The sequence below is a fragment of the Brevibacterium sp. Lmc1 genome (genome assembly GCF_057654315.1).
Map to the genome: position 1 here is coordinate 1 of NZ_JBYFKL010000002.1, position 22,202 is coordinate 22,202.

The following is a 22,202-nucleotide window of genomic DNA, read 5'->3' on the forward strand; positions in this document are numbered from 1 at the left end:
CGTGCCTATTGGCTCCCTCGCTGCGCTCGCTCTCCTGATCAGCCAGGCAAGCCTGGCTGGACACGAAATCGCCGCTGCGCGGCTCAAAGGCGAGGAAGTGGGCGTTACTTCTTCGTGATCTTTTGACCATCGGAACAGGGCGGGCAAACAGAATCTATGTAAGCCCTTCTCTAGGTGCTACATCGAACTGGCGATCAACCCCAGGTATGAAGCCGCGTGTTCCCACGTGGAGAAATCCCGCTGCCGGCCTCCGGCCGCGGCCGGCTCATGCGCGGTATAGACGACTGCTCTAGGGGAGCCTGCAGCGCTCAGGGAGATCTCTATCGCTCCTAGATACTCCCCGGTGGCAGAACGTAGGGGTCGGAGGCTAACGGGGAGCCGGGTCTCGCCCGAAGAGCTATGCATGAGCGCTCCGCACCATAGCCGGCTTATTGTCGGCGATCAGTCTCGTCAGGTTGAGCCAGATCGGCCGAACGTTGTGCTCGCCCTTCTCTGCCGTCATGCCTGCCACCTTAGCGTCTGTTTCGGTGTTTACATAGACTAGTATATGTGCCAGTATATTTTTGTAAAGCCCGTCAGATCTTCCAGTTCACGGCGCTTATATCAGCAAGAACAGAGGAGACAACGATGACCATCGCCCCGCTTCCACCCACACGGACCCTCGACATCTCTTTCCACACAGGACGGACCCTCTACGGCCCCGCGCCGGCGATCGCCACGGTCTGGAACGGAGGTGTCGACGTGCCAACGGAGTACCGAGCCGAACTGCTCACAGCACAGATCGTTGCTGCCACATGCCTCGGTCTGAAAGCTGAGGTGGCATTCCTCAATGCGCACTCCACGCACCTGACCATCACCCACGCGCCGCTAAGCGTGGCCGACCTCTCTCAAAAGCTTCTCCTGACCGAGTACGCCGGATTGTTCTACATTCACCCATCACAAGCGGCCATGATCACCACACATGATCTGCCGATCGAGGACAGCAGCACACAGCTACAAAGCGAAGCCCGCCGGCTCCTCGTCTTCAACCTGGATCGGAACCCCGTAGCCATCGACGAGGCAGTCAAGATCCTGACGGACCAAACCGAGCTCACTTCGCCACAGCTCAAGCACATCCAGCGGACTGTCTCGGTCCAGGCCGGAGGCAGCTGGTGAACACATCGAGACTCAGTACTCCAGGCCCCGCCATGATCAGCGCTCTGATCCTCTCGTGGATAGGAATCTGTGGCCCCCTCGCGGATCCCCTCATCCAGACGCCTCCAAGCCCGGCGGTGTCAATGCACCAGCAAGATGCAACAACGCATGAGCAGTCTTAGCAAGAGATCATAATGCATTACAAGATACGCGCAATTTCCGCACTCCTGATCACGACCTTCGTGGCCATCCCCCTGGCAAGCCCTGCCACCGCGGCCGGGTCCCTGACCGACCTCACCGGCGCAGAGTCTCCCGCGGCCATTGGACAAGTTGATCGCGAGGCGGTCCGAACGATCATTGAAGACCTCCGCTCGTCCCCCAGACGCTCGAATGGCGCCTACGATCGATCAGCCCAGTATGGAAGTTGGTCATCGAACATCGGCTCTGCCGACACAGGGTTCTGCGGATCGACTCGCGAGGACATCCGCAACCGAGATCTCGACGAGGTCCAGTACAAGGCAAACGACCGTTGCGCCGTCGACTCCGGAGTTCTCGAACATGATCCCTATACCGGCCGCAGCATCGAGTTCTCTCGCCAGCAGAGCCCTGCCCTCGAGGTCGAGCACATCGTTCCGGCCGAGTATCACTACGACATGATCGGCTACCAACAGACCCAGAAGGAGCGCGAAGCCTTCTACAACGACCCTGACAACCTCATCTTGGCCGACGCCCCATCCAACAGCTCCAAAGGCAGCTCTGGACCTTCAGAATGGCTGGTCCCCGACAATCCCAGCTACGTCTGCACCTACATCTCTCGCTTTAGCTACATCGCTGACAAGTACGATATGCCCGTCGACCCCGCTGATCAGCGAACAATGCTTCAGAAGATCGACACATGCGACAACAACGCTGAACCCACTTCAGCACCTTCGGAACACAACTCCTCCCCCACAGGCAACCCCTGGCCCTACCCGCTGGCCCTTGCTGGACTATTCGCCGTAGTAATATTCACGTATTTCTGCCTTAAAGAGTGGGCAAAGCGGTAGCCGCATCAGAACAGGAGAAAGGTCATTACTTCATCTGAAGAGGATCACAAGCCTCAGCACTGCCTATTGTGTAATTAGGACGCAGCGAAGGCTGCCTGGAGCTCTTCGAGGTCTTCCAGCTGAACACTATGGGATCCTTTATCCAGACGACATCAAAACGGCACTCCCCCTCACTCACGCACTCAGCTTCGAAAGGATAGCCCATTGGAGCATCCCCGATCCGAACCAATTCATACACGCTTTCGCCGCGATTCGGCGACCGAGCAACGCAGCCAAGACCTTCTTGGAGAAGTAGCGGAGGTGTCACGGCTGAGAGGAAATAGACAACGAATCGGCAGTCTGCTTCGCGGTGCCGTTCATCAGTTCGGACATCAGCGCGTGCGCTATTTTCCTCAAGTTCAGCATGCCGATTGCGGCGCTGCCTGTCTGGCGTCTGTGCTGGACTACTTCGGCCTCGACTTTGATATTGACAAGGTGCGGCTCGAATTGGGAGTCGGTCGCGACGGGGTCTCCGCTCGGAAGATCGTCGAAGTAGCGAATCGTTTCGACCTCGCCGCTCGCGGCGTGCGAACAAGTTTAGAAGGCCTCCGCCAGCTCCCAACTGGCACGATTCTGTTCTGGGACTACCGCCATTTCGTCGTGCTGGAGTCATTCGAAGGAGCGACGCTCGTAGTCGTTGACCCCGCCCACGGTCGACGGCGACTCACCTATCGTGACGCGGACCATGCATTCACAGGGGTGGCGATCGAGTTCTTCCCACAAGCTGGGGCTGACCGAGGTAAGCGTAATACCGGCTCACATGGAAGCCACTTTTGGGCCAGACTGCGGTACTTTCTTCCGCGAGCTCGCCGCTCTTGGTTGGTCGCCGGCCTCACATCGTTGGCCCTGGTCGCTTTCAACCTCGCGCTACCATTCCTGACCGGCAGTGTTGTGCAGCTAGCATCCGACCAAGGCAACATATCGGCTCCACTAGCGATGCTGGTGGGTGGCCTAGTAGCAGTATCTGTTGCATTCTTCGCGTTGCAAACAGCTCGAGGTCTGGCTATTACACGCCTCCAGAGCGTCATGGATAAGGAATCCACTATTGGCTTAGTGGGATCGCTGATGCGTCTACCGTATGCGTTCTTTGAACGCAGACACGCGGGGGACCTCATGCAGCGCGCCAGGACCAGCCTTCGGATTCGGAACATCGTTAGCTCGATCACTCTCTCCGCCGCCTTCGACGCTATAATCGTCCTTCTCTACATGGCTCTTCTCTTCTCCCAGCATTGGCTCGTCGCCACAGTCGCCGTGGGCCTGGCTACACTACTTATCGGGACAATTGCACTTTCTTGGCGGCACTTATGGGACCTTGCAGCTACGAGCCTTGACGCGCAGGTTGACTCCAACAACAAGCTGATCGAGTCGCTCGATGGGATGTTGACGGTGAAGGCGTTGGGAGCAGAACCAGAAATTACGCGGCGTTGGTTAAACGCGTTTGCTCGCGACGTCACAGCGGGGACCGCATATAGACGGGGCATTGCTTGGGTCTCGGCAGCGATCCTAACGGTACAGTTCATAGCGCCGATTGCAATGCTCGTCGTGAGCTATTTGCTTCTCCAAAGCGGCTCCCTGGAAATTGGCCAACTTGTCGCCCTAAGCACGATCATGATCGGCTTTTTTGCGCCTCTGGGATCGTTCTGCCTCGCTTTTATTCAAATGGCGAGCCTGGGACCAGAGCTCGCACGTGTCGCTGACGTCGTCGATGCCGAACCGGAAAGAAGTGGTTCCCTGCGAGTTGCGACTCAACGCCCGCAACCCATCCTGCTCACGGACGTGGAGTTTACCTACGAAGGCGCCACTCGGTCGTCGGTCGCAGAAATCAATTTAGCCGTTCCTGCCCGAAGTTACATGGGTCTCATCGGCCCTTCCGGATCAGGGAAGTCAACAATCGCTGCCCTAATCGCTGGAATTTACACGCCAACCGAGGGTTCGATCACGGTTGGCGATGTCGACCTACGGGATGCAAACCGAAGCGCGTACCGGGAAGGGATCGGATACGTCGACCAGAACTCACGATTGTTTGCAGGCTCCATTCTCGAAAACCTTACTCTCTCACAAAATGGCGCTAGCCGGGAAAACGTCCAGCGCGCCTCCAGCATCGCGGAACTCGACCACGTCGTCGAGGAACTTCCGATGGGGTACGAGACTATGCTGGGATCCGGAGGCGTAGGACTTTCTGGAGGTCAGCGGCAACGTATCGCTTTGGCGAGAGCTCTTTTGTCAGAACCGAAGATCCTAATCCTTGACGAGGCAACCAGTGCCGTGGATCCGGAGACTGAGGCTCGCATCTTCGCAAATCTGCGGAAATTGGACTGCACCCTTATTGTCGCTGCACACCGTCTCGGACTAGTGACCGCTGCAGATCAAATCGCAGTAGTACGGGCAGGGCGCGTTGTCGAGGTCGGGACCCCGGATGAAATCGACTCGGCGGGCAGCGGCCTACTACAAGACCGAGGGACCGGATAAGTCAGGAAGCTGCAGATGCACAGCATTCCACAGCGAGCCTGCGGTGGAGAACGTATCCATGGTAAGCGTTTCGTCGTCAAACATGATCCCATACTGGTTTTCAAGCTCCACGAGAAGTTCGACTGTCTCGAGCGAGTCCAGGCCTTCCTCTCGTAAACTCGTCTCTGGCGTGATGGGGTCTTCGGGCGAAAGATCGAAGAGGTGAGAACGCAGAATTTGCTCATAAGCTTCGTCCCATTCGGGCATCATTACTACTCCTCTCGCTCCGTGCTGGACGCCATGGTTCCGGCACGAGGTTTCGCCGTTTGGCGACCTAATGTGATCCTTGAAGCCGAGACTATTGTCCCCCCGTCATGAAGTATTTCCACCGGAGCCGGGTGCCCAAGGAAACCGATAAGACTGGCGGTCAAGCCATAGGCACCGACGCTAGGAATAGCAAGCACATCTCCCCGATAAAGCTTAGGTCCCTGGAAGTCGGGCACAAGGATATCCGCCGGAGTACAAAGTGGGCCCACAACTGTCGTCCTTTGAGCAGATTGATCAGAACGGGCTGGACCGACTTCAACGAGTCGCGGGACCAGAGGACTCCGAATCATACGTCCCAAGGCACCAAAACCACCTAGATGATTGACACCACTATCGGTCACAGCATATTGACGTCCGTAGGAAGATTTCACATCCGTAACGGAACACAACAGTACGCCCATCGCTGCGACGAGTGCACGGCCCGACTCCACCGCGACTGCGGGGGCACCAGTGCGCCACCCCGGAAAGCCCTCATCGAGCAGATCCCCCATTGCTTGCTTGAGCTCGATATAACGCGGTAGCTCACCAACCGAACCAAACCACGCACCGAACCCTCCGCCCAAATGAAGTTCCGTGATGTCGAGTCCAAAACGGTCACACACGGCACTTGCTGTCGAAATGGACGCTGCGAACGAGCGGATGAGGTTAGCCTCGTCGGATACATTCGACGCCGGAAAGAAGTGCAGGCCAAGGAAGCGGAGAGCCGATGTCGTTCGAAAAAGTTCTTCGCTCATTTCATCCTCAGGGACGCCAAATTGCGAGGGTTTTCCGGTCATACGCAAGCCGACCGAGCCACGTTGCGCGGAATTGACGCGAACGAGGTAGCCTGCTCGAGCATCTACTTGTTCCGCCAATAAACGAAGTCTTGTGAGCTCGTTCTGCGACTCGACTGAGAATCGCTCGACACCCCGAGAGAGTGCATAAATGATCTCGGCATCAGTCTTTCCTGGCCCCGTATAAAGGATGTCTGATGCAGCGCATGAATCAAGAGCCGCGTTTAATTCGCCACTCGAACTGACATCTGCGCGACACCCTTCACTAACAAGAGCACCGACGATGTCTGGATGCGGATTCGCCTTAAGGGAGTAGTGAACCCTGATGCCCTCCGGCAACCCGTCGATCAACCTGCGTCGCGATCGCCGAAGCTCATCGAGCGAATACACGAACGTCGGGGTCCCGTATGCCTCGATCATTCTAAGGTAAAAAGTGTCCATCGAACTCTAATCTACCAACTACACGGACTCTGACATTCTGTTTAGCTTGCCGCCAAGTCGTAGCAGCAACATGACGATTGCCATCGAGTGGCCGCTGATAGGACTCGATCAGGATGACTCAATCATTCTACTTCGGACGCGGTTGAGTGGAGGCGGACGGGCGGGCTGAACCTCGCTGAAACTATGTAGAGTGTGAGGATGGATATCGACGATCTGTCGGCGACAAACGAGACCTCGATAATCGGAATGCTGCGAGGCTCGCAGTCCGTTGAGGCGCCGATCATCCGCACAGAAGACGTATTCGACGCAAGTGACCCCGCACTCACGCTGATGGGCGGAGGAGTACCCTTTTCTCCACGTCGGCTCATATTCGTAGACGGGTTCGTCTGGCAGACATTCGGCGACAGAATCCAGGAATATTTTTCAGCGAGAGGACTCGAAGCCACTTTCCAACCCATAGACCTCGCGGAACACGACAAGAACATCACGCAACTGATTCAGGTGTTGACGCTAATTGACGAGTTTGAGCCGTTACGCAGGAGCGAGCCCATATTAGTCATTGGCGGCGGCGTACTCCTCGATGTCGTGGGTCTAGCGTGTGCAGTATTCCGTCGGGGGTCTCCTTACATTCGCGTTCCTACGACGCTCTTGGGCCAGGTCGACGCCGGAATCGGGCTCAAGACGGGAGTAAATTTCGGACGAGGCAAGAATCGTCTAGGTGCATATCACCCTCCGCTTGCAACGATTCTGGATAGCCAGTTCCTCTCCACCTTGCCCGCTCGCCAACTCGCCAACGGTCTAGCTGAGATGATCAAGGTCGCTATCGCCTGTGATGCTGCTCTCTTTGCTTCCCTCGAAGCGTACTTAAATACCGGAAGCAGAGATCTTTCCCGGGGCGCGGCACTCGAACACCTCGTGGATCGCGCTGCCGCATCGATGGTTGCTGAATTGAGCGCGAATCCGTTCGAAGCCGAGCTTGCACGCACAGTTGACTTCGGACATTCTTTCGGCCCCGCTATAGAACTCGAAGAGTCCTTGGGGCTGTTGCACGGCGAGAGTGTCGCGATTGACGCTTCTCTATCGTCCGCGATCGCACTTGAGCGAGGAATCCTCTCTACCTCCGACTTCAAACGAATACGTGATCTCATCCTCGGTGCGGGACTGCCACTGGATCACGTAGGCATAACCGCGGAGCAACTATTCCAGGGGTTACTGCAAGCGACCCGTCACCGGAATGGTAAGCAGAACTTACCTGTTCCACACTCGTGCGGTGGTGTGACCTTCGTACAAGACTGCACGGTTGATGAGGTCGCACGTGCCCTCGAATTGATACGTCGAGGTCACGCATGACCTCAGAAAACGGTAGCTCCATCCTAGCCTTTGATGTAGGGGGCACGAATACGAGAATGGCTGTGTTCTCTTCCCACCTGAGCATCGTTGAGGCAGACAGCGTCGCGACGAGGGATTTGGACATAAATGGCACCCCGCAGACTTCTATCGTTGCCCACCTCGCTAGGTGGGCAAGCGAGAGGCCGGATTTGCATATTTCTGGCGTGTCCATCGGTGCTGCATACAACGCACGACAGAACGTTGTGATCGCTTCTGCGCCCTTGTTGGGAGCAACGGCACCCGACCGCTGGGATATGGAAGGGGCGCTGACCTCGCGCTGGCCGCAGAGTGCTTGGTCAGTGTTGAATGATCTCACCGCCGCCGGCCTAGGAGTGCTACATCGCACCTCCGAACGCACGCACGACGTGCTAGTGATCACTTTATCCTCGGGTGTTGCTGCACGTTTGATCCGGCGTAATGGCCCGGTCGTGGCCGTTGACGACCGTTGGGGTATCGCTGGGGATGTGGGGCATTTGCCGGCTCGGTTCAGCTTGAATGGGAGTTCATTCGCTCTGCCCTGCGATTGCGGAGGCGTCGGACACTTGGCGTCGTACATTTCCGGGCGAGGTTTCGAACGGGTCCTAGCGCAATTCGACAGTGGTACGACATCTTTGGAATCGTTCGTTGGACGACTGAACCTGGGTGATGTAATAGCCGAACGTCTCCTACGGGCATCAATTGCGCCACTCTTTGAATTCCTCGAAATCGCGGTGACACTCTTGCCTGATGTTGACATTGCCCTCATCGGCGGATTTCACGCAGCGCTGTCAGATCACATCATCCGTATCCTGCAAGAGCTGTCGGAGAAATCTGGACCCTATCTCCTCGCCAACGACGACGACTGGCTTACGCGACGTCTAATCCCGGTCGAACCGACCGGGAACGAACTGCTCGGGGCGGCACTATACGCCTCACGATCCGAACTCCGAGAGGAGCTACACAGATGGTGAATGATGTCCTTGACGGCTCTTGGGGATTTTGGCTTGATGACGGATCGGTTCGTAGCGGGAAACTCACCTTCCCAGAACCAAACGCCTCGGCAACGGTGGTCGTCAAGACCCTGGCAGCTGGGATCTGCCGATCCGATATAAAAGAACTAGCCGGCCGCCGTCACGGAATGCGCACTTTCGGTCACGAATTTGTCGGTGAGGTCGTCGAGACAGTTGGCGCTGGACTCCATCTGCACGAAGGTGAGCGTGTGGTTCTTGACCCACACGTGGATGTCTCGAGAACCTCAGCGTTTGGCACTCATATCATCGTGCAAGGAAAGCCCGATATCGTAAATGCCGCTCTGATACCGTGCGGCTCCGTGGAATCAGTGGAGCGGTACGTGCTCACCGAGCCGCTGGCTTGTGCGGTGCACTCTATCTGTTCACTGGGGCAAACTGATGGGCGATCTATCGCGATTGTTGGTGGAGGGTTCTACGGAGTTCTGTTAGGGCTGTTGCTGAAGCGGAATGGTGCCAACGTTCGTATCCTGAATCGTCGACACGACCGAATCGACTGGCTCACCCGCACCTTCCCGAATAAGTTCGAAGTCGGGGAACTCGACGCCACGAACTTCAACGGGGTGGAGATTGTGATTGATGCGACCGCAGAAATCTCAACCGATCTCACTCGGTCAATCGCGAGGTGGCTCCCGCAGGACGGACGGATCCACCTGTTTGGTGGCACAACACCGCGGCCTCGCGACGAGCTGTCGCAGCTCTTAGATCGTGTCCGCCGGCAGGAGATGAAAGTTTACGCCAAACTTTGCGATCGGCGTCTGCAGCTATCTGGATCACATGGCGCAACTCACCAGGATTTCATCGAAGCTCTTCGGATTCTTGCTGACGATCGTGATCAATCGTTCTCGAACTTGCTGACCCGCCGACAGTGGCTCGCCAACCTACCGGCCGCATTACGTACTGTCGATGCCCATCGGCAGTTTGGGAAGACCATTGTGCTCCCAGAGCGACCCACGGGTCTATCAGAGGCGATCATCAGGACGCCCACAACAGTCCGGGTTGAGTCTCAACCCCTGCCGATGAGTGCCGAGGTTGTCATCCGCACTGCATGGGTGGGCCTCTGCGGCACAGATCGTCAGATCCTTGACGGACGTCGGCCCGATCGTGCCAGGGTGCTGGGACATGAAGCTGTCGGAACTATATCGAGCAGCTCAATCTCGAAGTTACCTGTAGGGTCTGTAGTAATCTGCAATCCGGTGAGCGAGACGAACCCGGCCTCTGTGATCGGCCACTCGGCCGAAGGCTTCCTTCAGAGCCATGTCGCTCTGCGAAGTGCTGAGATCGCCGATGGTGCTATCGTCCGTATCGACGCTGTGCCGTCACCCGCGCTAGCACTTGCAGAACCTCTTGCTGCTGTGCGGCGCACTGTCGATATGATCTCGAAGTTAGACGCATTGTCCGGTCAACCGATCGGAATCTTAGGAAGCGGAGTTATCGCCGTTCTTCTTGCGCTAGAGTTGCAGCAGCACTCGACAGCGACTTATCTCATCACTGAGAACACCCATCGAAGAGAGTATTTACGCAATCGTTTTCCTTCATTGCAATCGATGATCTGCGATTCGGCCGCCGTGGCGAGCCTCAATGGCGAGTTCGGTACGGTTGTGCATTGTGCAAGCCGACGCCGAAGACCATTGACTTTGTCCGGGCTAATGCTACGGCCGGGTGGGCTCCTCCACTTGGTGGCCGATGCGCCCCCCGGACGGGAATTCGAGACACTATCCTCGGTTAGGCGAGCGAATGCCTCATATGATCCACTAACTGTCGCGGAAATCCAACTCGACGGCAAGACGATCCGTTGTTGCGGCCAACGTGGCACGACCAGTGAACAGATACAAGACTCCGCGGTTCATTTATCTTCTGTAGGAGATGAGTGGGGCATTATTACTCACACATTGTCACCCCAAAACGCTGTTAAACTCCTCCGCAATTGGCAGTCGAATTCACCTGATCCTGAACGTAACACCCGGCTCAAGACCCTCGTCGACTTCACTTCTATCGAAGGTTCACTCTCAGCCCTTTCGGGCCTTGCCAAGTCTTAACATAAATATTTCACCTGATATGCCGAGGAGCTGACCAATGACCGATCTGAAGAAACACATCTTCTCCTCGCGCGAGCTAAGGCTCGGCGAGGAGCATCTACTCGAAAACGGGTATGTCATTGTCGACTGCCGTGAAATGCCCGAGGCCGATGTCGACACACTACTGACGGCAATCTGTCCCGGCCAGCCAGATGCCGAGCAAGAGGATAGAACAATGCTCGCGGGCGGACCTGGAGAAGTGGTACCAGCCACGACACGGAGAATTCGATTCCACACTGACGGAGCTCGATCGACAAATCCTCCGTTATACCTCGGCCTACTCTGCGAGCAACCGGATCAACGCGGCTTTGGCGTGAGTGAGCTCGTATCTATCGATTCCATTGCAGCGATTGCGGCTCGGGACAATGGCTGGAGTCGACGTTGGGCCGCGTTATGCGAGCCTGTGCCGTTTGCACTGCAAGGCCATAGCTACGGCACCGCCCCGGTATTTTCACAACACGAAGGGCAGTGGCTCGGCCGCTTTAACGTCCGTCACGTGAGCGAGGGAGTTTCCCGCGCCAATTCGTCCGACGAGATTCGAATCGCGATCGACGAAATGCATTCGATCGCGTACGGCTCACCACATCCGGAGACCCTCCGAGGATGGTTGGATAGGGGTGAACTCCTGCTTTTCGACAACGCGCGATTCATCCATTCTCGTACCGACCTAAGCGGCGAGGTCGCTCGCAGAGTCAAGCGTTTTAAGCTCGGGATCGATCACCGAATCCCGGCCCTTACCGCCAGAAGCGATTTGTCGTCTTGCGGGGCCCCGACGAACAACCTTGGATCCTCGTGCGCTTGAGACGGCTCGGGGCAAGAGCCGTCTCAGCGGTCGGCGTCGGCGGGATGTCGATGTCGACCGAAGGTCGCCCGAACTGTGCTCAATCGGTCGCGACCCTATACGCAGCTCTAGAAGCGGGCGCTACACTCATCGATACAGCGGACTCTTATCACATTGGAGCAGATGAAGTCGGGCACAACGAACTTCTAATCCAGCGTGCACTCGCTCAGTCGTCCTTCGCGCGATCCGAGCTCGTTATTGCCACCAAGGGAGGTCATATCAGGCCAGGTGACGGCACCTGGCGAATTGACGGGAGCCCTGATTATATTGCGGCGGCAGCGCGTGCGTCCTTGTCACGACTCAAGGTGGACGCAATCGACCTCTACTACCTGCACCGCCCAGATCCCAAGGTACCTTTGGCAGAATCAGTCGGTGCGCTCGTCACGCTTCATGACGAAGGGCTAATTAAGGCCGCTGGTGTGTCAAATGTAAATGACGAGGAAATTCGCCTGGCACACAGCATCCTGGGAGATCGACTTATTGCTGTCCAAAACAAGCTGTCGCTCGTACACCAAGGAACAACTTCTGGAGTAGCGCTGTGTAACTCACTCGGCTTGTCCTTCGTGGCCCGCAGCCCGCTCGGGAGCAAGTCTGGCGTTTTGTCACTTGATCGGATTCCTGGGGTGCGCGAAATTGCACGGTCGCATTGTGTCTCTTCACAGCGTGTCGCACTCGCGTGGGCTCTTGCAGCTGGTTCCAATGTCATTCCAGTATTCGGGACGACGCAGCCTTCGACGGTCTTCGATTCCATGGCTGCGACCGATCTTATATTGGACGCCGACGAAATCGAGCTGCTAACGGCACAGAAGTGAAATTCCTCCCGCCGTACGTCATCTTCGATCTAAATCTGGCAGAAAGTTTCTGAACTTGCCTCCCACTTCCAACGGGCCGATCTCCACCAACACATCCTGCCCGGGAAACCGATCCGCCATCAGAGCCCGTAGACGTGTCTGGCTCGACGAGCTCCATCCTTCTCCAACTTCGAGCCTGAATATGAATGAATGACCTCGTTGCTCGACCTGATAGCGCAATACCGATTTGCGCTGTTCGAAGTTGAGCTGGTGAATGACAAATTGAAAGTAGTGTGCGAGGACAGGCTCACCGTCGATAGTGTGGGCGAAGTCGGCCTGGCGACCCATGACAGAGGATAGAATGGTCCCTCCCCGCCCGCACGCGCAATATCCAGAAGAAAGCTGGACGCGATCCGACATGCGGTAACGGATGAGCGGCATCGAAACGAAGATGTGACTCGTCAAGATTACGGTAGCGAACGGTTTCTCAGGGAAGACCTCATCCTTTTCGAGCTCGAAATGAACGCTCTCGGGTGCCGAATGCATGGATCCTTCCGGGCACTCGTATGCAATCAGCCACATTTCACGTGACCCGTAGTAGCTTGCGACTCCGGCTTGAGGAAATGCTGCCTCGATCACGGTACGATCGGCTCCGCTTATCGCCTCACCTGTCAGCTCCACTAAGCGAACAGATTTCGGCATTGGGAGGCCTGTGTCGAGCAAAAATGTGGCGAACCGGCCAAGGGCACTTGGTGGGCCCTGTATCCAGACCGGTTCGTGCTCAACGATCGCCTTGTAGTGGACACCAAGGGTCGCGGGACTGAGATCAAACCAGTTGAGGTGTATTACGTTTCCCTCGCGGTAAACTGGCTCCATCGTGTAGTCGTTGCCTTGGCGTCGACGGTAACCGTAATAACGGCACGACCGCTGAGCAGGGGAGGAAACACCGAACCAGCGGCGCCGACGCCAGAGGGCCAGCGCGGCGGCGCTTCGCTCTTTCTCACTGTGCCAGATGGTCATTGGCGTACCCGTAGTGCCACTAGTCCGGGACACAAGGAGCCGGCTTCTGTCAACGTCTGTAGCGAGGAAGCTCGCCTCATTACCGACAACTGCGGATCGATCCAGGACCTCGAATCTCTCGATCGAATCGGCAGCGGTGATGTTGTATGCACGGGAGTAAAAAGGCACCTTCTCGACAGCGTGCCTCAAGACTGCACTCAGTTCCATCTGGTTAGTACCTCATCCCTAACTGTGCCCCTACAGGCCCGACGTTGCGCCGCTGCAAGGTCTCCGTTCGTATTCACGTTAACACCGAAGGAAAATTGATAGAATGCGACCGAGTCTCCGATAGAAACCAAGAAGTCCCCGAATCCCGCCTTACCCGAGGCCGCATACATTTTGAGTTTCTGAAGACCGACGGAACTGAATCCATACACGCTCGCCGTATGCGCGCTTCCCGAAGACGCTTGTCCACGCCAAATACGCGAAGCTTTCCGAGCGGGCTCCACCCAGATAGTGCGATCCGAAATCGTGTCCGGCGCTCGTGTGATGCCGATGAATGAAGATGCGGCACCGCTGGCCTTGAACTCTTGCGCAGCTGTGATGAGCTCCGCTTGCGGTAGGACGATGTCACAGTCGATCGCTAACACCCCCTCCTCGCCGAGAGCAGCCCTCGAGAGCGACATTGCATAGGGCTCAAGAGGGATGTTCGCAATCTGAATTCGGGCGTCACCGCGGCGGCGGTCTTTGTACCAATCAGCAATATGCCCGTTTCCCGGTCTTGGGATGATAGTGATGGTGAGTCCCGCTTCTAAAAGCGCATCTACCTGCCAGTCGAGAATGGTGCTTGTGCCTGTCAATGGTCGAAGACACTTAGGTGGGCTCTGGCCGGTTCCTCCGAGTCGGCTCCCAAGCCCGGAAGCCATGATGATCGCTTTCAACGCCAAACCTGAGACGCATATTGCGCTACGGCGGAATTGAGCAACGAAATTCCCTGTAGCAGTTGGGCTGCGCCTACCCATCCGAGATACGTCATTGTGGGAGCAAGTGCTAATAGATGCAAGGCCTCGATCATCTCAGCCCTAGGAAAGAGATTCTCGTCAGCCTCTACAAATTCGACGAGGGGCGGCAACACTGCCTCCTTAAGGATTCGACGGCGGTATTCAGCGCGCAAGGTCGCCCGTGGGCCCTGCTGTGACCACTCGATATCGGCAACTTCCACTAACCCATCGCGCCGCCGAAACTGGAACGGCTTGAGAGCTTTGTGCATCAACGGATCACAACCGTCGAGCGACAGCAACACTTTTGCGATGTCATAAGCGATATCACCGCCCTCCAAGAATCCCCCGTTGTCGAGCAACCAAACGCCGTCCGAAAACATGATGTTGCCAAAATGTGGGTCGCCGTGAATGATACCGAGGCTAGAAATCGGTGGAATAAGAAAGGGATCATCGAGCACCTGCAGGAGCTCGTCAACTCCTCGATTTTCTACCCCAGCGATCTGGACTGTCGGCAAATACCGAAACATTGACAACAATTCCTCGGGATCAAGCTGGTCAGCCGACGTCCAGCCTAGGTCAGGCAGGGTCTCGGAGCCTCCGTACTTGGGCAGCGAGAGCCGCGCTTCGAGGCGCTTATGCTGGGCCTTTACGACGTGAGCCTCAGGCTCGATATCCACTGGCCATGCGCTCCAAAGTTCCCGAAGTGCCAACATAAGCCGTTGAACGGGGACGATGCTAATGTCACCATTCTCCTCATCGGCCAATCGGAGCTCTCGGAGCGACTCGCCGTCCAGGTAAGGAAGGTCGTAATATGGCGTGCCGTCTGCGGTGGATCCGTGTTCCAAGACGGAACAGATCGACGCAACTTTGGAGTTCGCCTTGAGAGCGAACTCAATCTCATTCCCGAAACCCTCGATAGAGCTGAGACCATACTTGCGCACGAATCTACCGGCTTTTAGGTCTATTCGCCGCTCAACTAAGGAATGATTAGTACGTCTGATCTCTGAACCGAAGCGCCATTCCCAAGCGATGGAACGCAGCGGTTCCTCGTACTTCTGGGATAGCCGTTGCAGAGCCGCCCTCGACTCAGAACTTGCCCCGATACGTCCCCAGAAAGCGGTCTGCGCAAGCGCTGGGTCTATATGCGGAGCCAGCAGTTCATATGCCGGTGCAAGCTCGTCCATGAGTTCCGGTCCGGCATCCTCGCATAGGAAGAGCATCACCTCGAGGGGCGTGTTGCCTCCTCCAGCGCCCACGCCGCCAAGCGACACATCTACTAGATCAACCCCACTCTCGACGGCAGCTAGGGAATTCCCGACGGCCAGACCGAGATTATTATGTCCGTGAAAGCCAAGAAGTACTGAAGGAACAGCATCACGAATCGTTGAGATTGCTACGCTGACAGCATCCGGCGTCATCGTGCCACTCGTATCGACTATATATATGCATTCGGCTCCGACATCCTCAGCTAGCTTTGCAGCTCTCAACAGGTCTTCGACCCTATACAGACCCGAATGCTTAAGGTTCACGGAAAATCGAGTTCCCGAGTCTCGGAGCCCATCGAATATCCAAGTGTGATCCTCAAAGTCAGGGCTAGCAACTGTAACTCGTATCATCGCAGGGCTTGCAACGAACAAGGAAGTACCCGGCTGCCGGAGCCTGCCATTGTTCCCGTCCGCCATAACGCATAAATCTACGTCAGGGATGCGAGCATTGATATTCTCGATCACAGACCTATCGGCATGAAAGTTAGGGTTGTCGATTATGTCAGCGTCTAACGCCCCTGGTCCGTGAACAAAACCCACTTCCGCGTTCCGGACGCCAAGGTTGCGTAGGATCTCAACATAGCCGATCGTCTGCTTCATTGAATACGGAAAGTGCAGACCGAGAGCCCCATCCCGTAGCGTCACATCGAGAAGTCCGGCGATTTTCATAATGCGGGCGGTCCTACGGGGAGAGGGGACTTCGTGCTGCCCCTCGTCGTCAGTGTTCGATCCGGCGGGACTTCAATGTGGATAATAGATGCCCTGTCATCGACCAATTTGGACAGGTGGATCGATCCAGCGGCTGCCGTATTGTGGTAATGGAATCCGAACGCACCGGCCAGTTCACGCAACGGAAGCGCCCCAGACGACGTCGCCGACGGTCGCAAACCCTTGGCAGATTGCGATTGACGCACCATTCCGAGTCCAAGGTTATCAACGACCATGATTTTGACCGGGAGATTGAGATCTTTGATCGTGGCGAGATCACCCATTCCCATACGCAGTGCTCCATCGCCCAAAACAGCAGCCACCGGGCGACCGATCGCGAGTGCAGCACCGATAGCGGCTGGCAGGCCGAATCCCATCGTGCCTTGCAGATCGCTGAAGATAACGCGTCGTTGCGAGGTGAGGATCAGCGCGTCGGCAGCCCAGAAGAAATTCTGGCCAGAATCGAGTGTCACCGGTGTTGCCGAAGGAAGTTCCGCAAACATAGAAGCAAGCATCGGTAAAGCAGGAATCCTAGTAGAAACGCCGGGGCCAGCCGGGCCGTCGAGTTTGGTGCTCGAGAGAACATCAATAAGTTGCGACCTGTTGATGTCCCGTTGCTCGGCTGGCACGAAACTTTGAGTCTGCTGCGACGGAGAAAACGAGTAGACTTTGCGACCAGCGACGAAGGTCTCCAATTGTCCGACGCCCTCCGCTCGCAGATCTTCGTCGATCACGATGATTGCGTCGCTGGCCATCGCGAGAGCATTAACATCAGGGTGGCCCTGCGTCCCGATGAGCCCTCGTACGCCAGCTGGTATGCCCGAAAGCCCCCGCAACGTTACTGCGCTGTTGATGTGGGGGTTAGCCACCAGGAAGTTTTCAGCCGCGGCCCGGAGCTTTGGATCTAGTCCAACACCACGACCCCAGATAAGAAACGGTAGGCGTTGCCGACGAAGTATCCTCGTTAGATCGTCTGTCCTCGACTCGGAAGCTTTGGGGAACTTGAACGGCCGACCTTCGGACAGGCGACCGCCCACAGCGCCGGCGTCCATTCCCTGCACATCATTCGGAACAACGATGGCACACGATTCGCGACGATCGAGCAGGTGCTCGAACAACAGCGGCAGGCACTCTTCAAGTCGATCTGGAGAGTCTATATCGAAGGTCGGGAATGCTGCGGAGAGTATTCTCTCCAGGGGCAGGTCCTGGTTGACCACCCTGCGGTTACGTTGAGCGAGGTCGTTGTCGCCCGCGATAAGCAGGACAGGAGTGCCGTCGCCGGCCGTCACCATACCGCACATGGCGTTGACGGCCCCTGGGCCGCGCGCGACGATCGCACACCCAAACGCCCGATCCGCTCTATCGGCAGATGCGAACCCGTGGGCAGCGTGTACGGCGCTAGTTTCGTCCGCGGTTGTTACGATGTGCAAACCCGCGGCGCCGAAAGCGTCAACTATGGATAGGCATGATGATCCCGGCATAGTGAAGGCCGTATGGACCTTGTTCATTGCCGCAAGATGCGCGATCACCTCAGCGACAGTCACCAAAGCTTCCTTTCCATCCGATAAGCTCTTTAATGAGTGAATACCTGATAGCAAGAGCTTTTGCCGATTGTCCCACACCATCCGACTCGAATGGAGCAAGTGTGTTGTCGAGATTGCAGCCTTGGATAACCGAGAGTTCCACTTATCCGCTTTCTGACCGCTGGATAAGGGTTCGCGCTGATCACTGTCACCGATCCAACGGCGCTACAGTTTCACCCTACTACGTTCTTGAGAACTCCGACTGGGTGGCCGTATTCGCTGTCACTCAGCAACTTGACGTCATCCTCGTCACCGAATACCACCACGGCGCAGGAGTTATTGGCCTCGGTCTTCCAGGAGGAGGAACGTCAAGCACCAGTGAGTCACCGCTCGCGGCGGCTCACCGTGAACTTCTGGAAGAGACGGGGTACGAACCGGGCACTTTAGAATCGGTTGGTTCAGGTTTCGCCAATTGGGCGAACCAAACCAACCGAGTCCACTACGTTCTCGCCCTCGACTGCGTACTGGTTGCTCCTCAAGACCTGGACGAAAATGAAGAGATCGAGGTCTCGCTAATGCCGCTTGCAGATTTCGACCCGAAGAAGCTCCAGCAGTCGTATCATTTGGCGGCGGCGCTGCTCTCCACACAACGGCTTGCTACGCTCAACGGTACGTGAGACCACCATTGCCCCGTTACGGTCATTGTCAAACAGCAGCCGAGGTCTACCGCCCCAGGGCAAAAGCTACTGCGATGGCGATGCCGGATTGGTGACTTAGAGAGAGCGACCATTGGTCGATCCCGCGAGACTTTGCCAACTCGGCCGCGGCACCACTCAGCGCCAAGGCGGGCGGTCTTCCCGGCGAGGCTTGAACTTCAATTTGAATCGGCCGAACTGTGCCGATACCAACACCAAGGGCCTTCGCCACTGCCTCCTTAGCTGCCCACCTCGTCGCGAGGCGCTCGAATCGGCCATTGGCGTACTGAATTTCGTCTTGTGTCCAGTTGCCTCGCAAAAATCTCGTTCCAGACCCTTCGACGAGGGTAGCGAGATCATCGATGTCGACTAGGTCGACACCAACGTAGGTTCGTGCGAATGACATGTCAGCAGGAACCATCTGCATTCTGCTCTCCAACTTTCAGTGCAGCAGAATCCTCAACAGGCATCCTCTGCAGCTTTCCGTTCGCCGTCAGAGGCAGAGCTTTTCTGACCTCTATTCTCGCGGGCCACTTCGCTCGATCCAACCGTATGCTAAGGCCCTCGTGAATCACGGATTCAGGTAATTCCGACTGGATCCAAAGGACCGGCTGATTAGCGGACGACTTTTGCAGAATTGCGGCTGTAACTTCCGGTATGTCGAGGACAGCCTCTTCGATCTCTGAACCATAGACTCGGACGCCTCGAATCTTCAGTTGATTATCGATGCGACCCAAGACACGTACGGTGCCGTCGTCAGCAACAAGACCCCGGTCTCCAGTCAGCAACATCATCTGCCCATCTTGACCGGTGGCTGTCGGCAGGGGTATACCACCCCAGTAGCCTGACACAACGTTCGGGCCGACCACCGCAAGCTCACCTACGGCACCAGGAGGTAGCTGCATACCAGTACCCTCGACAGCGCCAACCCATGTCCCATCGAGCGGAGAGCCCACAGAAGCAGTCGGCAAGTCACTCGCTTTAAAGAGACCTATCGACGCTCGTTTGCACTCGGTCAACCCGTACATTAACGCGAAAGTAGCCTCGGGAAACAGCTGTGCCAAGTGTCGCTGCAACTGCGGAGACAGAGCTTCTCCCGTGTTCGTGATCAGACGTAAGCTTGGTTGCTCGAAACCCCTCCGACTCGCCTCGACCAGTACACGAAGCATTGATGGAACAGCAGGGAGAATCGTGGCAGCGACTTTGCCAAGCTTGCGTACTGATAGAGGCTTAGTCCGAATCTCATCGAGAATCAGGTGCGCACCCGCGGCTACACAGAGGAAAACCTGATACAAACCGTAATCAAACGAGAGAGGAAGAACGCAGTAGACAATGTCAGTTGGTAGGTACCAAAGGCGCTTGCTGATCGCATCGAGGCTGAAAACAACCTGAGCAGGATCGCAAACAACCCCCTTAGGTAAGCCCGTTGACCCTGAAGTATAGATCAGAAAGGCAGGGGGATCGTCGTCATCTTCCAACACCTCTGAGTCTCTCGTTTTTCGATTCCCGATGGACTTCTTTTTCGCATCTTCCCAACTGATTACAACTCCGTGCCGGGCCGTGACAGCGGGGGTAATGGCGTCGTGCAGGATAATCAGGGTAGGGGCACAATCATCGGCAAATTGTACGAGTTCGCGAGGAGATGCCGAGGTCGACACGGGCACAACAACAACGCCCGCGTGGATCGCACCAAATAGCAGAGCCACAAAGGAACGACACGGAACGGCGCTGACGAGCAGCCGATCCCCGCGTTCTAACCCCGATTCCTCGAACCACCCCGACCACTGTCGAGCTTCCCGGAGCAGGTCGCTGTACGTGGATTGGCCAGTATCGTCGCTCACCGCAATTTTCAGTGGCTCACTACGACCACGGTGCTCGAGTATCGCCCACAACTGTGCCCGCGCCGTTTGGATCATCAGCTGCCGAGTAGCGACTGCACTGCCCGCCGCAACGAGCCGACGGAGTCGAACGTGTCCGCAGTAACAAGTTCGTCGGGGAATTCAATCGAGAGCTCGTCCTCAAGGTCGAACATCAGGCGGACAAGCATAATTGAATCCAGACCCGCATTTGCAAGCGGTGTCTCGTCGTTCAAATCATCGGCTTTGGTTCCGGCTACGTATCGGAGGATTATCTGATCGGCCTCGTGACTGAGGGAGGGATTTGTCATCGGTCCGTTTCCTTTCCGGCGACGCAGTCGCCCACTCTATCGTGCCAGCACCGATGAACCGTTCTCGATGAGAGTTGTATGCCTGCGAGTCCGCCACGAAGGTAATTTCCCAGCGAACCTGTCAGATGAATCGATGCAGCTTCAACGGCTTCCTGGTGAGCTACCGCCATGGACACGCCGGCGCCGGTCATCGATAGGAGACAGACATCATTAACGCCGTCTCCAAATGAAACGACCCGTCGCAGGTTCACATTCCCGTCACGTTGGTGTAAGTATCGCGTGAGCCCCGTTGATTTACACGCCCTGCTCGGTAGCACAATATAATGGTCGGATTCGACCGCCGGATGCACCACAATCTCCTTCTCAGCTCGGAGCATATCAGTAACGCTATTGGGGGCTTCATATACGAACAAGCGCGATGCAGCCTGTGAGGACTTTATCCCAATTCGAATACTCGAACGTGGGTATCCATGCGCGAGTGCATAGCGCGCCGCCACGATGCGATCACTTGCTTGGAACTCATTACCTACGTCGGCGACGAAAGAGACCGACCGGTCACGGTGTAAAGCGGCCATCACGGTAGACGGAACGGGAAACTGAACCCGTACCTCCCCTTCTAAACGATGCCAGAGAACATTGCCGTTCTGCAGCAAAATAACCGGCCCAAAGAGGTCGAGCACCGCGTTGTCAACCCCGAGCGCGAGGAACGAGTGTAGGGATCGCCCTGTGATGAGCACCGGTTCTACCCCAGCCTCAATCATAGATTTCAACGAGTCCACTACATCCTGCTCGATCGCTTGCGAACCTTCGAGCAGGGTTCCATCCAAGTCGAATGCGGCAAAAGCGATGTCCATCAGTATTCTCCAGCGAGCGCTGTAGGGATCTCCACCCCTGTCGTCATACGGCTAGTTCGAAATGTCGTGTGCCTGACCGTATCTGCAGGACAAGCGAACGGTACGGGGGTCGCAGACCATCGAGAGTACAGCGAGCCGAGCAAGGTCGCTAGCTCTAATAACGGGAGGTCTGAGAGACCCCACTCTCGGAGGGCACGCGCCATGAAGACATCGATAGCCACCCAAGTGCCATCAATAAGAAACTCGACCCAGGCATGCGGCGTTGAGTAGGGGTAAGAGACGATGAGCCCCCAAGACTCGCGGCAGGGGATACCCTCACGTCGAGCGGCAGAGCTGAGGAAGTAGGCAAACGACCTGCAGTCAGCAATCCTATGTTTGAGGTAAATCGTGGCGTCATTCGACAGAGCACGCGGAAGAAAATAGTGGTCTATGTCCGAGTACTCTTCAAGTAGGGCCGCGATCATTGGCGTAACAGCTTTCGTGCAAAGCTCAAGACTCACCCAGGATTGGCGGGAGACCCGCCCAGATTGTGTAAGTACCGTCGTGTATCGTCCATCTGACCCGAGCACCTGCAACGGCGTGAGGTCTGGGTCTTCGACAACAGCTTCGACCTCGATGCGGTATTTCATTCGACTTTTTGATAGACCCTCAAGTGTCCGTAGCCAATACCGCATTG

Annotated in this window: 20 protein-coding genes; 9 read left to right on the top strand and 11 right to left on the bottom strand. The window is 56.5% G+C overall.

The window, feature by feature from the left end:
- Positions 1-627 precede the first annotated feature (627 nt).
- The 3 genes from AC239G_RS18800 to AC239G_RS18810 all read left to right on the top strand — a co-directional run bounded on the left by AC239G_RS18800 (position 628) and on the right by AC239G_RS18810 (position 4,688).
- Positions 628-1,155: a hypothetical protein gene (locus tag AC239G_RS18800; RefSeq protein WP_137211081.1), complete on the top strand. Its 528-nt coding sequence runs from the start codon at positions 628-630 to the stop codon at positions 1,153-1,155.
- A 173-nt stretch (positions 1,156-1,328) separates the two neighbouring features.
- Positions 1,329-2,180, top strand: a complete 852-nt coding sequence (locus AC239G_RS18805) for an HNH endonuclease family protein (RefSeq protein WP_487490155.1) — start codon at positions 1,329-1,331, stop codon at positions 2,178-2,180.
- Between the two features lie 204 nt (positions 2,181-2,384).
- Positions 2,385-4,688, top strand: a complete 2,304-nt coding sequence (locus tag AC239G_RS18810; RefSeq protein WP_137211079.1) for a peptidase domain-containing ABC transporter — start codon at positions 2,385-2,387, stop codon at positions 4,686-4,688.
- On the opposite strand, the gene AC239G_RS18815 is transcribed toward AC239G_RS18810, so the two are convergent.
- Together AC239G_RS18815 and AC239G_RS18820 are read right to left on the bottom strand one after the other, a co-directional pair.
- Positions 4,665-4,937, bottom strand: a complete 273-nt coding sequence (locus AC239G_RS18815) for an acyl carrier protein (protein WP_487490156.1) — start codon at positions 4,935-4,937, stop codon at positions 4,665-4,667. The two genes, AC239G_RS18810 and AC239G_RS18815, sit on opposite strands and share 24 nt — an antisense overlap.
- A 2-nt stretch (positions 4,938-4,939) precedes the next feature.
- Positions 4,940-6,208 carry a type III PLP-dependent enzyme domain-containing protein gene (locus tag AC239G_RS18820; protein ID WP_137211077.1) on the bottom strand — a complete coding sequence of 423 codons (1,269 nt, stop codon included), beginning with the start codon at positions 6,206-6,208 and terminating at the stop codon, positions 4,940-4,942.
- Positions 6,209-6,406: 198 nt separating this feature from the next.
- Here AC239G_RS18820 and AC239G_RS18825 point away from each other — a divergent pair, with 198 nt between their 5' ends.
- From AC239G_RS18825 to AC239G_RS18845, 5 genes are read left to right on the top strand one after another with little or no spacing between them, the layout of a single operon-like run.
- A complete protein-coding gene (locus tag AC239G_RS18825) occupies positions 6,407-7,558 on the top strand; it encodes a sedoheptulose 7-phosphate cyclase (protein WP_487490157.1) in 1,152 nt (383 codons plus the stop codon).
- On the top strand, positions 7,555-8,547 hold the full coding sequence (locus AC239G_RS18830) for an ROK family protein (RefSeq protein WP_487490158.1): 993 nt from the start codon (positions 7,555-7,557) through the stop codon (positions 8,545-8,547). The genes AC239G_RS18825 and AC239G_RS18830 overlap by 4 nt, the downstream gene beginning before the upstream one ends.
- Entirely contained in the window at positions 8,541-10,643 is a 2,103-nt protein-coding gene (locus tag AC239G_RS18835) for an alcohol dehydrogenase catalytic domain-containing protein (protein WP_487490159.1), read from the top strand. Before AC239G_RS18830 ends, AC239G_RS18835 begins: the two co-directional genes overlap by 7 nt.
- Positions 10,644-10,680: 37 nt before the next feature.
- Positions 10,681-11,484, top strand: coding sequence for a TauD/TfdA family dioxygenase (locus AC239G_RS18840; RefSeq protein WP_137211073.1), 804 nt, complete (start codon positions 10,681-10,683; stop codon positions 11,482-11,484).
- Complete coding sequence (locus AC239G_RS18845) at positions 11,475-12,335, top strand: aldo/keto reductase (protein WP_137211072.1); 861 nt, start codon at positions 11,475-11,477, stop codon at positions 12,333-12,335. The genes AC239G_RS18840 and AC239G_RS18845 overlap by 10 nt, the downstream gene beginning before the upstream one ends.
- Before the next feature lie 18 nt (positions 12,336-12,353).
- Here the strand turns inward: AC239G_RS18845 and AC239G_RS18850 are convergent, their stop codons facing one another.
- The 4 genes from AC239G_RS18850 to AC239G_RS18865 all read right to left on the bottom strand — a co-directional run bounded on the left by AC239G_RS18850 (position 12,354) and on the right by AC239G_RS18865 (position 17,831).
- Complete coding sequence (locus tag AC239G_RS18850; protein ID WP_487490160.1) at positions 12,354-13,334, bottom strand: hypothetical protein; 981 nt, start codon at positions 13,332-13,334, stop codon at positions 12,354-12,356.
- 197 nt (positions 13,335-13,531) lie between these two features.
- Positions 13,532-14,335 carry an NTP transferase domain-containing protein gene (locus AC239G_RS18855; protein WP_487490161.1) on the bottom strand — a complete coding sequence of 268 codons (804 nt, stop codon included), beginning with the start codon at positions 14,333-14,335 and terminating at the stop codon, positions 13,532-13,534.
- The gene (locus tag AC239G_RS18860) at positions 14,251-16,248 is read right to left on the bottom strand and encodes a phosphotransferase (RefSeq protein ID WP_137211069.1); all 1,998 of its coding nucleotides are present in this window, start codon (positions 16,246-16,248) and stop codon (positions 14,251-14,253) included. The genes AC239G_RS18855 and AC239G_RS18860 overlap by 85 nt, the downstream gene beginning before the upstream one ends.
- Positions 16,245-17,831 carry a thiamine pyrophosphate-dependent enzyme gene (locus tag AC239G_RS18865; RefSeq protein WP_487490162.1) on the bottom strand — a complete coding sequence of 529 codons (1,587 nt, stop codon included), beginning with the start codon at positions 17,829-17,831 and terminating at the stop codon, positions 16,245-16,247. Before AC239G_RS18865 ends, AC239G_RS18860 begins: the two co-directional genes overlap by 4 nt.
- Before the next feature lie 32 nt (positions 17,832-17,863).
- Here AC239G_RS18865 and AC239G_RS18870 point away from each other — a divergent pair, with 32 nt between their 5' ends.
- Entirely contained in the window at positions 17,864-18,487 is a 624-nt protein-coding gene (locus AC239G_RS18870; protein ID WP_137211067.1) for an NUDIX hydrolase, read from the top strand.
- 46 nt (positions 18,488-18,533) lie between these two features.
- Here the strand turns inward: AC239G_RS18870 and AC239G_RS18875 are convergent, their stop codons facing one another.
- The 5 genes from AC239G_RS18875 to AC239G_RS18895 are packed head-to-tail and all read right to left on the bottom strand — an operon-like array spanning position 18,534 to position 22,155.
- The gene (locus AC239G_RS18875; RefSeq protein WP_137211066.1) at positions 18,534-18,932 is read right to left on the bottom strand and encodes a holo-ACP synthase; all 399 of its coding nucleotides are present in this window, start codon (positions 18,930-18,932) and stop codon (positions 18,534-18,536) included.
- Positions 18,913-20,421 (bottom strand): class I adenylate-forming enzyme family protein, encoded by a 1,509-nt coding sequence (locus tag AC239G_RS18880; RefSeq protein ID WP_137211065.1) that lies wholly within the window; start codon positions 20,419-20,421, stop codon positions 18,913-18,915. The genes AC239G_RS18875 and AC239G_RS18880 overlap by 20 nt, the downstream gene beginning before the upstream one ends.
- The gene (locus AC239G_RS18885) at positions 20,421-20,672 is read right to left on the bottom strand and encodes a phosphopantetheine-binding protein (RefSeq protein WP_137211064.1); all 252 of its coding nucleotides are present in this window, start codon (positions 20,670-20,672) and stop codon (positions 20,421-20,423) included. Before AC239G_RS18885 ends, AC239G_RS18880 begins: the two co-directional genes overlap by 1 nt.
- Positions 20,669-21,526 carry an HAD hydrolase family protein gene (locus tag AC239G_RS18890; RefSeq protein WP_487490163.1) on the bottom strand — a complete coding sequence of 286 codons (858 nt, stop codon included), beginning with the start codon at positions 21,524-21,526 and terminating at the stop codon, positions 20,669-20,671. The genes AC239G_RS18885 and AC239G_RS18890 overlap by 4 nt, the downstream gene beginning before the upstream one ends.
- Entirely contained in the window at positions 21,526-22,155 is a 630-nt protein-coding gene (locus AC239G_RS18895) for a transglutaminase-like domain-containing protein (protein WP_487490164.1), read from the bottom strand. Before AC239G_RS18895 ends, AC239G_RS18890 begins: the two co-directional genes overlap by 1 nt.
- Between the last annotated feature and the right edge of the window lie 47 nt (positions 22,156-22,202).